9 protein-coding genes and 1 rRNA gene are annotated in these 13,418 nt (G+C 42.0%); 3 read left to right on the forward strand and 7 right to left on the reverse strand.

The annotated features are described in order from the left end of the window. Window positions 1-99, reverse strand: a 16S ribosomal RNA gene (locus BM232_RS13215); the annotation flags it as partial. Between the two features lie 544 nt (window positions 100-643). Next, window positions 644-1,840 (reverse strand): tyrosine--tRNA ligase, encoded by a 1,197-nt coding sequence (gene tyrS / locus BM232_RS13220; RefSeq protein WP_091715588.1) that lies wholly within the window; start codon window positions 1,838-1,840, stop codon window positions 644-646. A 132-nt stretch (window positions 1,841-1,972) separates the two neighbouring features. On the opposite strand from tyrS, the gene BM232_RS13225 reads away from it, so the two are divergent. After that, complete coding sequence (locus BM232_RS13225; protein ID WP_091715590.1) at window positions 1,973-3,559, forward strand: OapA family protein; 1,587 nt, start codon at window positions 1,973-1,975, stop codon at window positions 3,557-3,559. 5 nt (window positions 3,560-3,564) lie between these two features. Further along, complete coding sequence (locus BM232_RS13230) at window positions 3,565-4,686, forward strand: anhydro-N-acetylmuramic acid kinase (protein WP_091715592.1); 1,122 nt, start codon at window positions 3,565-3,567, stop codon at window positions 4,684-4,686. Here BM232_RS13230 and BM232_RS13235 read toward each other — a convergent pair. The 4 genes from BM232_RS13235 to glgC are packed head-to-tail and all read right to left on the reverse strand — an operon-like array spanning window position 4,662 to window position 9,430. Beyond that, a complete protein-coding gene (locus BM232_RS13235; RefSeq protein WP_091715594.1) occupies window positions 4,662-5,051 on the reverse strand; it encodes a glycine cleavage system protein H in 390 nt (129 codons plus the stop codon). The genes BM232_RS13230 and BM232_RS13235 overlap by 25 nt on opposite strands. Then, window positions 5,038-6,486: a 4-alpha-glucanotransferase gene (malQ, locus tag BM232_RS13240; protein ID WP_091715597.1), complete on the reverse strand. Its 1,449-nt coding sequence runs from the start codon at window positions 6,484-6,486 to the stop codon at window positions 5,038-5,040. The genes BM232_RS13235 and malQ overlap by 14 nt, the downstream gene beginning before the upstream one ends. 3 nt (window positions 6,487-6,489) lie before the next feature. Continuing rightward, complete coding sequence (locus tag BM232_RS13245) at window positions 6,490-8,172, reverse strand: glycoside hydrolase family 57 protein (RefSeq protein WP_245752958.1); 1,683 nt, start codon at window positions 8,170-8,172, stop codon at window positions 6,490-6,492. Further along, window positions 8,162-9,430, reverse strand: coding sequence for a glucose-1-phosphate adenylyltransferase (gene glgC / locus BM232_RS13250; RefSeq protein WP_091715600.1), 1,269 nt, complete (start codon window positions 9,428-9,430; stop codon window positions 8,162-8,164). The genes BM232_RS13245 and glgC overlap by 11 nt, the downstream gene beginning before the upstream one ends. A 104-nt stretch (window positions 9,431-9,534) precedes the next feature. Between glgC and glgB the strand changes: the two genes are divergently transcribed. Then, a complete protein-coding gene (gene glgB / locus BM232_RS13255; protein ID WP_091715707.1) occupies window positions 9,535-11,709 on the forward strand; it encodes a 1,4-alpha-glucan branching protein GlgB in 2,175 nt (724 codons plus the stop codon). A gap of 60 nt (window positions 11,710-11,769) precedes the next feature. Here the strand turns inward: glgB and pgi are convergent, their stop codons facing one another. After that, window positions 11,770-13,407: a glucose-6-phosphate isomerase gene (gene pgi, locus BM232_RS13260; RefSeq protein ID WP_091715603.1), complete on the reverse strand. Its 1,638-nt coding sequence runs from the start codon at window positions 13,405-13,407 to the stop codon at window positions 11,770-11,772. Window positions 13,408-13,418: the final 11 nt, after the last annotated feature.

Below are 13,418 nucleotides of genomic sequence, written 5' to 3' on the forward strand. Positions count from 1 at the left end.
CCACTAATCCGTCTAGCAAGCTAGACTTCATCGTTCGACTTGCATGTGTTAGGCATGCCGCCAGCGTTCAATCTGAGCCATGATCAAACTCTTCAGTTTAATTTTTGGCGTAGCTTTTAAAAAAACTACAAAACTCATTTTGACGTTAGCATGTAAATACTAAGCGTCAGATCTTCTAGTGACCTAACGTAAGCACCCACACAAATTACTTGATACCAGTTTGTTAAAGAGCGTTTTGTTGCTGATGTTCACTGCAACAAAGAAGCGAGAATTATACAGCTCTCTGCCAGACTGTCAACTTAATTTTTACGTTTTTGTTACTGCGTAAACCTTAAATCGAATGCCAACTCAATCCGCCTTTTCAGGCTCTCTCATCAGCAAGAGGGGCGCATTCTACAGCGTATTGGCGCTGCGTCAACAGGAAGATTTTCCCTTTTAGCAGCTTTATCAGCTAGCTGTTTGAATCTATATGTTTTTTTATTTTCATCAACTCAAATATCTGTGAAAACTTTCATTCTAGAGTCAGTTTTTGGCTGCTCGTTCCGGTCACAAAGTCTTATAGTTATTGTCTTCTACGCTATTCAATAGATTGAAACTGACTTTTTGATCAAGGCAGATACTTAGTTTGGCTTAGTCATATAACTTATTTCAGCATTACCCAGGCGATCTTCTTTTTACCTGCTTGAATTAAATATTTACCTGCACCAAGCTGCAAAGTAGGTTCAACCACAGCCCACTCAACTTTGACTCGACCGTTATTAAGCATGTCTTTTGCTTGTGCTGAATTAGCTACTAAGTTGGCTTTATTGATAACAGCACCGATAGCAAGCTCGGCTTGTCCATCCAGTGATATTTCGATTTCAGGTGTTCCTTCAGGTACTTCACCTTCTGTAATGACATTACCCGCCCCTTTGTGTGCAGTGGCTGCAGCTTCCTCACCATGAAAGCGAGCTACTATTTCTCTTGCCAGCTCAATCTTCACATCACGAGGGTTAGCACCATTCTCAACGCTGATTTTCAGGCTTTCAATTTCTTTGATAGATTTAAACGACAGTAACTCATACCAACGCCACATGAGTGAGTCTGGGATAGAAACAATCTTTTGAAACATAGTGCCAGGAGCTTCGGTGATGCCCACATAGTTTCCCAAAGATTTGGACATTTTCTTGATGCCGTCCAGTCCTTCTAATAATGGTGTCATGATAACGACTTGTGAATCTTGCCCTTCAGCCTTTTGTAATTCACGTCCCATTAATAAGTTAAATTTCTGGTCGGTTCCACCGAGTTCCACATCAGCTTGCAACGCAACGGAGTCATATCCCTGTACTAATGGATAAAGAAACTCATGGATTGAAATCGATTGATTCGCTTTAAAGCGTTTTTTGAAATCATCACGCTCTAACATCCGAGCCACGCTTAACTTACCTGCTAACTTAATCATAAAGTCAGCGCCTTTTTCTTTAAACCACTCAGAGTTAAAACGTATTTCTGTTTTGCTTGGATCTAAAATTTTAAAGACTTGTTCTTTGTACGTTTTCGCGTTCTCTTCAATTTCTTCAGCAGTGAGTGGTGGTCGAGTAGCACTTTTCCCAGTTGGATCACCAATAAGGCCGGTAAAATCACCAATCAGAAAGATAACGGTGTGCCCCATCTGTTGGAATTGGCGCATTTTGTTTAGGAGGACTGTGTGTCCAAGATGCAAATCAGGTGCAGTGGGATCAAAACCCGCCTTTATTCTTAAAGGTTTTCCTGTGGAGAGTTTTTCAATAAGTTCGCTTTCAACCAAAATTTCTTCCGCACCACGACGAATCTCAAGCATCGCCTCATCTACAGGGATCATTTACAGTACTCCAAGTTCTTGTGTTTTAAGTGGTCGGCAATATTATCACAACAGTCAGAAAATAAGGGGTTCCAATTCTGATCATTTATTGAGAGAATTAGAAGAATTTATAATTTTACCAAGAGTTTGCATATGAAACGTAATAGACTTTTGAACTCTCCAACTAAGTCAAAACTGTTCTCAAGTGAAAAAAAGTTCTATGGCAAACGTCATCATTTCATAGCCTTATCTATTGCAAGTGTCATCGGTGTATTTGTCACCAGCATGGTTCTCGCAACCAGCACCCCTGTTAGTACTGATACCAAATCACAGACAATCAACCTCCCTGGACAGATTGGTGCTGAACATACAGCAAACGCCGATGATTCATCAAAACAGTCTATTAAATTAAGTCTCGCAACACTTGAACAACAGACGGTTAATAATCCACAAACTGAACTAGTAGATGTTCCTGACTCTAGCGATCTTGGTGTTGCTGAATCTGCCCAGCTTGAGCGCATCATGTTAAAAGAGTCGCAACAAAATGAACAAGCTATATCAGCTAATACAGACAAAAATGTGACTAGCACTAGTCCACTTGAAGAAGCGAGCGATACTCCAATAACAGAATGGAAACAAGTCACTGTTAAGTCTGGTGATAATTTATCTCTTATCTTCCCAAAAGTTGGTTTATCAGCACGTGATGTCTATAACGTTGCTCAGACCGGAAAATCAATCAAACCTTTACTCAATCTAAAACCAGGTCAGGAATTAAGATTCGGCCTTACTGAAGATGCAGAAGGAAAAACACAGCTCAAACAGCTTGAGCTTGTTTTTAGCCCTATCAAAAAATTACAGTTAGTCGCCACTGAAAACGGCTATAAAGCAGAAACGCTGACAAAAGAAACGGATAAACGCCAGAAACAAGTATTTGGTGAAATTGAATCATCATTATTCGGTTCCGGTCTACAAGCAGGTTTGTCAGATAAACTCGTGATGGAATTAGCCCATATTTTTGGCTGGGACATCGACTTTGCTTTGGACTTGCGTCAGGGAGATAGCTTCAAAGTTATATTTGAAGAAGCTTATCTTGATGGTAAAAAATTCGATGATGGTGATATCTTAGCTGCCGAATTTACAAACAAAGGCAAAACTTTCCGTGCTGTTCGTTACACAGATAGTGAAGGCAATACACATTATTTCACCCCGCAGGGTGAAAGTATGAGAAAAACATTCACCAGAACACCAGTACACTTCAGTCGTATTAGCTCTGTATTTAACCCTAATAGAAAGCATCCAGTCTTAAAAACAAGTAGACCGCATCGTGGTGTTGATTATGCCGCACCAACAGGCACACCTATTTTGGCAACCGGCGACGGTAAGGTCGACTTCGTTGGTAATAAAGGTGGTTATGGTCGTGTAATTATCTTATCTCACGGTGGTAAATACACTACCTTGTATGGCCATATGTCAAAATTCAAACCTGGTTTAAAACGTGGTCAACGAGTAAAACAAGGACAAGTGATTGGCTATGTCGGTATGAGTGGTCTAGCAACAGGTCCTCACTTGCATTATGAATTCCGTATTAACGGTGTTCACCATAATCCATTAACCGTGGCGCTGCCAAAAGCTGAACCTCTGAATGCGAAGTATATGGCCGATTTCAAACAAAAGTCTCAACCACTGCTTGTGCAACTGGATTCTTTAAAAGTCCCAACATTGGCACTTAACCAAAACTAAAATATATGACTCTATATATTGGTGTGATGTCTGGCACCAGTCTTGATGGTATCGACGTATCTATTACTGATTTCAGTGATCAGCAGATACATTTGATTGCTGCTGAGACTTACCCGTTCAGTAATCAGTTAAGAAGAGATTTGCATCAGCTAATTAGTTCTGCCAGAACGCATTTACAACAGTTGGGACAAATTGATATTGCCTTAGGTCATGCATATAGTCAGGCTATCAATCAGTTACTTCATGAAACACAAATTGCTGCAAATGATATTGCAGGTATTGGCTGCCATGGACAGACGATTTTCCATGCACCCGAGACTCAATATCCCTTTAGCATGCAAATAGGTAACGCTAACGTTATAGCTGAAAAAACTGGGATCACGACTGTCGCAGACTTCCGTCAACGAGATATGGTCCTTGGTGGTCAGGGAGCACCTTTAGTTCCTGCATTTCACCAGGCGCTTTTCCACTCTGACAATGAAAACAGGGTCATCGTAAATATTGGTGGAATTGGCAATATCACCATTTTGCCAAAGGATAAAAATAAAGCAGTTTCCGGCTTTGATACTGGACCAGGAAATGTGCTGATGGATGAATGGTATCAGCAACATCATCTCGCTTTGTATGATGCCAATGGTGACTGGGCTCGTGATGGTGTCGTAGATGAACAGCTACTAGAAACACTTATGGCAGATAGTTTTTTCCAACAACCTATCCCGAAAAGTACGGGTCGAGAATATTTCAATTTAAAGTGGCTGAGTAATATTCTGGCAAATATTGATAAACCTATCCCTGCCAAAGATATTCAAAAGACCTTGTTAGAAATGACGGCTCGTTCAATAACTGATGCCATCATAAATTATGCTGATAATACTGATGCCATCTTTGTCTGCGGCGGTGGATCACATAATCAAGTTTTGATGGATGCCTTAGCCAGTAACCTCTCTCATGCCAGAGTTGATACGACATCCAGTCTTGGATTGGCTCCTGACTGGGTCGAGGCCTGCGCCTTTGCCTGGTTGGCTATGCGAACACTATCTCATGCCTCAGGCAATTTACCCGCCGTCACCGGGGCAGAAAAGTTGAGTATCCTTGGGGCCATCTATCCATCTAACATTGCTTCATAAGCAGTCAAAGTCATTAGTGTCTCTGTCAGATGAGCTAAGTTATTCACTTTCATTTGGCATAACCAGCCTGTTTCGAAGGGATCCTGGTTAATCAATTGTGGTGTATCTATTAATGATAGATTAACTACAGATACAGCCCCAGTCATCAGCGAATAAAACTCTGTAGCTGATTTCATTGATTCAATAACAAATAAACTATCGCCTATACGATAATTTTGTCCGAGTTTAGGTAGATGCACATGGGTAATCTCCCCAAGTTGATCCTGAAAAAACTCACTAATACCAAGTCTTACCTCATTTCTCTCATATATCGGGGTCAACCAGATATGCTGTGGCGAGAAAAAGCGTTGATTAGCATCGACCATATAAGCTGTTAAGCGATCTTAACCTTACTGAAATATCGGGACTAAACATGTCCCAGTTGAATTGCCAAAGCCAGTTGCCCGCCATCGTGCCGGGTACATTCATTCTATGTTTGCCATCTAAAGAGAGAATATCTTGCAATGGTAAAATCGCTAACTCTGATACTGAGCGTAAGGCAGAACGAATCAGCAACCATGGCATAGGTTCAATTGTTTCCCCGAAGTAGGCCAGAATATGAGCTTTAGTATGCTCATCTAGCTGCTGATACCAGCCTAAGGTTGTATTGTTATCATGTGTGCCGGTATAAGTCACACTGTCTTCACACTGCTGATGTGGAAGATATGGATTTGAAGCATCGCCGCCAAAAGCAAACTGAAGAATTTTCATGCCAGGCATACCATATTTTTCTCGAAGTTTAGTCACTTCTTCAGTGATAATACCTAAATCCTCAGCGACTAACGGGAGCTCCCCAAAATAGTCTAATAACTCATCGAATAACTGCTCACCCGGCGCAGGCTTCCATTCACCATCTATTGCCGTTTCACATGCTGCAGGGATTTCCCAGCAAGCCTCAAACCCTCGGAAATGATCAATCCTGATCAAGTCAAAAAGTGCGAGCTGTGTCTTTAATCGGCGTTTCCACCAGTCAAAATTCTGTTGAATATGATATTGCCATTCATACAGCGGATTACCCCAGCGTTGGCCTGTTTCAGAAAAATAATCAGGTGGGACGCCGGCAACTCTGGTAGAAGCACCATGCTCGTCCAAGGTAAATAATAATGGCTCCGCCCAAACATCAGCACTATCATGAGCTACAAAGATAGGCATATCGCCAAATAACTTTATGCCTTTCTTATTGGCGTATTCACGTAATTGCTGCCACTGCGTGAAAAAAACATACTGCTCGAAGCGACGAATCATCAATGCTTCATCACGTTCCAGCTTTACTTTATTTAATGCTTCAGGATTTCGTTCACGTAGCTCCAGTGGCCAGTCAAACCAAGCCCGTGCCTGATTCAGATGACGAATTTCACGAAATAACACATAGTCATCGAGCCAATACTGCTGTTCGCTACAAAATGAACTAAACTTCTGCTTATCTTCCTCAGTAGCATTTTTCAGAAACTGCCGGTATGCCGTGGCCATTAAGCGGGACATTTTAGGGTCATTTAATTTTGTCGGTTCAGCCCAGCTTTGTGATTTTAATGTTTCACGGCAAATAAAGCGGTTATTACCCGCATGAGCAGACAAACACTGATACGGAGAGCCATCTTCATGAGTTGGGCCCAGTGGTAACATCTGCCAGATAGTCCCACCAGAAGCACAGAGGAAATCAATAAATTTAAAGGCATCTGCTCCGAGATTACCGGAAGGTAAACTCGTTATATGTAAAAGAATGCCACTTCGACGCTTATTAAATACTTTTGCTTGGGCCACTAGTTAACTTCCACGTCTCATTGTCCCCGACTGTTCCACGCCAGCACCGCCATGTGACACAACCTCAGATAATTTTTGCGGCACAACCTCACCTAACATTTGATACAGATTGGATAAGTGCAGTCGATACAAACGTTCAAAATCGCTCACACTATCAGCCGAATTATAGTCACCAAACCACCAGAACCAGTCTGATCCTTCACAGATAGCTAATTGTCTTTCAAGTGCCAGCTTCATTTCTGGCTCAAACTCTTTGCTTGCCATCACCTTATCAAAGGTTTTTTTAGCATCACTCAATAAGTCCCAGGCACGGTTCTTATCTTTATCTCCAATCCAGGTTGAGTAAGTGCCATACACCCAGCTTCCCCCTACCATTTTGGGTAGTTCGGCAGCTTTAACACCATTTTCAAGACATTCACTAAATGTAGTGAGTTCAATATCAGGGTGTTCAGATAAGGTTCGATACAAACTCTGTAAGAAGTAATAGCCATTGTATGAATAATATTCCCAGGCATTTTCGCCATCCAGAATCACAGAAATAACGCGATCATCATCCCCTTCGGTATTGGCTTTAATATTTTGGATATGATGGATGAAATCATTCACAGGATCATCAGCGCCCCACTTCGTATAAGTAAAGCCAATCATGTCCGAAAGCCCATCATCTCTATAAAAGCAGACCGGAGATGTGCCAGGTAATTTATATGGTTTATGTATGCTTGCGTCAGCCATCCCTGAAAGTTTTAAACTATTCCGGAGTACATTTTCACCCGTGGCAGCCCAGGTGAAGCCATGTTTGGCAATCAGTTTTAGTGCAGCTTCTGAAACCGCACCTTCCGAAGGCCAACAGCCTTTAGGTGTAAAACCAAAAAAAGATTTAAATACTTTGATGCCCTCTTCCATATGCCAATGAGCACGTTCCTCGCCCCCCGGATAATGAGTTTCAAGTGGAAGCTCAGCATCAGGCATCGCCTGATGAGCAGAATTTATATCAAGTAACAATGGGATAATGGGATGTGCGTATGGCGTCATTGATAGCTCAACACGTCCTGTTTCAGCAAGGCGACGATAGCGTGGTATCAAATCTTTTAAAAGTTCACCAATAACAATCATCAACTGACGTCTGTCATGAAACGTGTAATGTCTGCCTTTTTTCATTAAAGCCTGAATGCGTACATCACTGCGTCTGACAGACTCAGCCATCCAAACTAAGTGGTACCAGACCAGCATATCGATCATAAACTGATCATTCACATAATTCAGGCGTTCAGGCTCGTTCAGGAGCCAACGCGCCATTTTGACAAGCTTGGCAAAATGCGGAAACGGTTGGATTAATTTTTCATCATTTGCTCGTAAGCAAGCATTAATTAATGTTTTACGTTCTTCTGCATGGACTGGCTGGACAGGCGAATCCAACGCGATAAGTAACGGATCTTTTAACCTACCGGTACCCTTAAAACGCCCTTGTAGTTGTTCATCATAGTCGGCAAGCTGCTCCAATAAGGTCGGAGCAAAATTGACAACAGCTTTAGCACCAGCCACATTCTCCAAATGCCACGCCATATCGACGTAATCTTTAATAGCATGAAGATATGTCCATGGTAGCTGATACAGTCCGCCCATCGGCTCACTGTATTGAGGCTGGTGCATGTGCCAGCAAAGTACCACTTTTATTTTATCTGACATAACGATAATTTTGTCCTAACATTTCAGGTGTGACTAACACCACACCATTGGGAGAGACGTAATAACGTTTTGCATCTTGTTCCAGGTCTTCGCCAATTATTGTGCCTTCTGGAATAACGCAGCCTTTATCAATAACAACACGTTTGAGTACAGAGTGGCGACCAATAGTCACATCCGGCAAAATAACACTATCTTCGACTAATGAATAACTGTGTACCTCAACATTTGAGAACAACACTGAGTGACGAACAGTAGAACCAGAAATAATACAGCCGCCAGACACCATTGAATCTACAGCCATCCCTCTTCTGTCATCATCATCGAAAACAAATTTTGCCGGCGGTTGTTGTGCCTGATGTGTCCATATAGGCCAATCATCGTCGTATAAGTTCAATTCAGGTGTAACGCCAATCAGTTCCAGATTGGCTGACCAGAACGCATCAATAGTCCCTACATCACGCCAATAACCGGGGTCGTTGCCCTGAACGTCTTTGTAAGGGAAAGCAACGACTTTATAGTTCTTAATCAAGTTGGGAATAATATCGTGACCAAAATCATGAGTTGACGTACGTGTATCAGCATCTTTGATTAATTGCTCATATAAAAATGCAGCATTAAAAACATAAATGCCCATTGACGCCAGCGCCACATCTTCTCGCCCTAAAATAGGGGTTGGTTCATCAGGTTTTTCATTAAACGCCACAATGCGTCTGTTTGCATCTACTGACATAACGCCCAATGACTTGGCTTCTTCAATCGGGACTTCAATACAGCCAATAGTCATATCCGCATTTTGAGCAACATGCTCAGCTAGCATATCACCATAATCCATTTTATAGATATGATCACCAGCCAGTATCAAGACATATTCTGGACCATGATTTCTCAAGATATCGATATTCTGGTACACCGCATCTGCCGTACCGGCATACCATCCTCTTTCATTACGCTGTGAAGCTGGTAACAATTCCACAAACTCGCCAAGCGCGCCTCGCATAAAGCCCCAGCCCTGTTGAACATGTCTGATTAAGGAATGAGCCTTATATTGTGTCAAGATACCAACACGTCGGATACCTGAATTAACACAGTTAGACAAAGGAAAATCAATAATTCTGAACTTGCCACCAAAGGGTACTGCGGGTTTAGCACGCCAATCGGTCAGTTGTTTCAGCCTGGAGCCGCGACCACCGGCTAAAATTAAAGCCAAGGTATCACGGGTAAGACGACTGACGAAACGAGTACTATTGTTTTCACTCATAGATGAATTCTCCGGCATAAAACCTATTATTTGTGCTGTAATATTGTTAGCCTGCCATAAGCAAGCATTGAACAGCAATTAAAATTTACAGGACAGATATGACGATGATTTTTGACAACAATTTGAATGAAGACATCATTAAAATTATAGAAGCTCGTCATCATGACCCATTCAGCGTGCTTGGCCTTCATCAAAATGCAGGACAAGCTGAAATTCGTGCCTTCTTACCGGATACAGAAACAGCAACAATTGACGGCAAACATCCAATGCAACGTGTTGAAGGTAGTGACTTTTTTATCTGGAAAGGTCCTCAGGAAAAGATTACATGGCCTTATAAAATACACCGTCACTGTCATAGCGGTGAGCAAGTTGCCTATCACGATCCCTACAGTATCATGCCGCAAATATCGGACTATGACCTACATCTTTTTTCTGAAGGTAAGCACTGGCATGCCTATAAAATTCTCGGTGCGCACTATTATGAAGTGGAAGGCATTAAAGGCACCTTATTCGCAACATGGGCCCCTGGCGCGGAACGTGTAAGTGTCGTCGGTAATTTCAATCAATGGGATGGTCGACGTCACCCAATGAGAGTAAGAGGTGGAACTGGCGTATGGGAGCTGTTTATTCCTGAACTCATGCCGGGAGAGCTCTATAAGTTTGAAATTCGTAGTCGCCAAGGCGGCTCACTACACCTGAAAATGGATCCTTATGGACAGCAATGCGAGTTAAGACCCGGCACAGCATCTATCATTGCCCATCCAAGCAAACACCAATGGGATGATGATGAATGGCTTACAACACGGGAACGTAGTAACTGGCAACATACCCCTCACTCAATCTACGAAGTCCATCTCGGTTCATGGAAACGCCATCAGGATGGTCGTTTTTATAACTATCGTGAGTTAGCCGACGATCTTGTTCCTTACGTCAATGAGATGGGATTTACCCATATTGAATTATTACCAATTACCGAGCATCCACTGGATATCTCATGGGGCTACCAAACCACAGGTTACTTTGCCCCCACCAGTCGCTTTGGCGCACCTGATGACTTCCGTTATTTTGTCGATCAATGCCATCAACATGATATTGGCGTCATTTTAGACTGGGTTCCAGGTCACTTTCCTAAAGACGCGCATGGCCTAGCCAAATTTGATGGTACCGCTTTGTATGAACATGCTGATCCTCGCCGTGGTGAACATCAGGACTGGGGAACTCTCATTTTCAACTATGGTAGAAAAGAAGTATTTAACTTCTTATTATCCAGTGCTTTTTATTGGCTGGAAGAGTTTCATATTGATGGCTTACGTGTCGATGCTGTCGCATCTATGCTTTATCTTGATTACTCAAGAAAAGAAGGTGAATGGCTTCCTAACCAATATGGTGGTCGTGAAAATCTTGAAGTCATCGAATTCTTTAAGCATGTGAATAGCGTGCTACATAGTGAACATCCAGGCTGTATTATCACTGCTGAAGAGTCCACTTCCTATCCAATGATTTCACGGCCGACAGATATGGGTGGCCTCGGTTTTTCTATGAAATGGAACATGGGCTGGATGCACGATATTTTAGAATATATGCAACAGGATCCCATCCATCGTCGCTATCATCATGATGATCTGACTTTTGGTTTGCTCTACGCTTTCACCGAAAACTTTGTTTTACCTTTCTCTCATGACGAAGTTGTGCATGGCAAGCGCCCCATGATCTACAAAATGCCTGGTGACGAATGGCAACGGTTTGCTAATCTGCGACTACTCTATACCTTTATGTTTAGTTATCCTGGCAAGAAACTACTATTTATGGGCTGTGAATTTGGTCAGGGAAGCGAATGGAATTGTGAAAAAGATTTAGATTGGTATGTACTTGATTATCCTGTACATCAAGGCTTAAAAAAGTTGGTGGCAGATCTCAATAATACTTATAAAAATCTACCAGCTTTATATAAACACGAATTTGAACCGCAAGGTTTTGAATGGATTGATTGTAATGACAGAGAACACTCGATTCTGAGTTATTTACGCAAAAATAATGAAGAATTTATTATTGCTGTATTCAACTTTACACCAGTTCCACGAGATAATTATCGCCTTGGTGTCCCTGAATTGGGGGATTACGAAATCATTATTAATTCAGACTCTGAATATTATGCCGGCAGTAATTACCATAATCTACCGAGTATTAGTGCTGAGCCAACACCTTGGTCGGATAGACCATATTCAATACAGCTTAATTTACCGCCATTATCCGGGCTGATTTTACAAAAGAAACATTGAGATAAAAGAGAGAGACTTATTCCCCCTGATAGGCAGGGGGAATAAGCTATTGAAAATCACTTACTGTCTTAACTCGCGAATGAGTTTAATCAGATGTGTTGTTGAACTGTCATGAGCTGAAATTTCTGCATCATCTTTTAGTTCAGGTACGATGGCTTTAGCCAGCTGTTTACCAAGCTCAACACCCCATTGGTCAAAAGAGTTAATATTCCAAACCACGCCTTGCACAAACACTTTATGTTCATACAATGCCACTAACTGTCCCAACATTTCTGGAGTCAGTTTAGGGAATAACAAGACGTTACTTGGTCTATTTCCTGGGAAGACTTTGTGAGGTAACAGCGCTTCCAGTTCTTTGCCTTCATAACCTTCTTTAACAAGCTCAGCGCGTACTTCTTCCGCCGTTTTACCTTTCATCAGCGCTTCAGCTTGTGCGAGGCCATTAGCTAATAGGATTGACTGGTGATCACACTCTGGATAGTGACTATTAACAGGTAACACAAAGTCCACAGGAATTAACTGTGTACCTTGATGGATTAATTGGAAATAGGCATGTTGTCCATTGGTACCCGGTGTACCCCAGATAACAGGACCTGTTTTATAGTTAATACGCGCGCCAGAACGATTAATAAATTTACCGTTACTTTCCATATCCAGCTGTTGCATATGGCTGGGGAAACGTGTCAGTGAGTGGTCGTAAGGCACAATTGCCTGGGTTTGTGAATTAAAAAAGTTGATATACCAAATACCCAACATGCCCATGATCACAGGAATATTCTGAGCCAATGGTTGATTACGGAAGTGTTTATCCATCTCATGACCACCGTCGAGCAAACGCTCAAAATTATCCATACCGGTGTATAGCGCTATCGGCAGACCGATTGCGCTCCATAGAGAATAACGACCACCGACCCAGTCCCAGATTTCAAACATATTGGCAGTATCAATACCAAATTTAGCAACTTCATCTGCATTGGTTGAAACTGCGACAAAGTGTTTTGCTACGTCTTGTTGTTTACCTTTTTTCAAAAACCAATTACGTGCTGAATGTGCATTAGTAATGGTTTCTTGGGTAGTGAATGTTTTTGAAGCAACAACAAATAAGGTCGTTTCTGGATTTAAATTTTCTAACGCTGTACTTAAATCGGTGCCATCAACATTAGATACAAAGTGCACGCCCATACCATCGATGCCATAAGGCTCAAGGGCATCACAAATCATCGCTGGTCCTAAATCTGAACCGCCAATGCCGATATTAACAATATTAGTGATCTTTTTACCTGTGAATCCTAACCAGGTGCCATTGTGTACCTGCTCACAAAAATTACGCATTTTATCGAGCACAGCGTTGACCATTGGCATCACATCTTTGCCATCGACCATCACCGGTGTATTGCTTCGATTTCGCAGTGCTGTATGCAGTACTGCTCGTCCTTCCGTGTGGTTTATTGCTTCACCTTTGAACATACGCTCAATCCAGTCCTGGATTTCAACGGCTTCAGCTAACTGGATTAACTTATCTGCTGTTTCTTGTGTGATGCGGTTTTTGGAATAGTCCAGTAACAAATCACCACTTTTTATAGAAAATCGTTCAAACCGGTTTGAGTCGAGCGCAAACTGTTCACGCATGGATACGAATTTCAGGTCAGAATAGTGTCTGACCAAAGACTGCCATTCAGGTATATTCAAAGGTGTCATAGTTCTTAGAT

The organism is Methylophaga sulfidovorans (assembly GCF_900114205.1).
GTDB classification, from domain to species: domain Bacteria; phylum Pseudomonadota; class Gammaproteobacteria; order Nitrosococcales; family Methylophagaceae; genus Methylophaga; species Methylophaga sulfidovorans.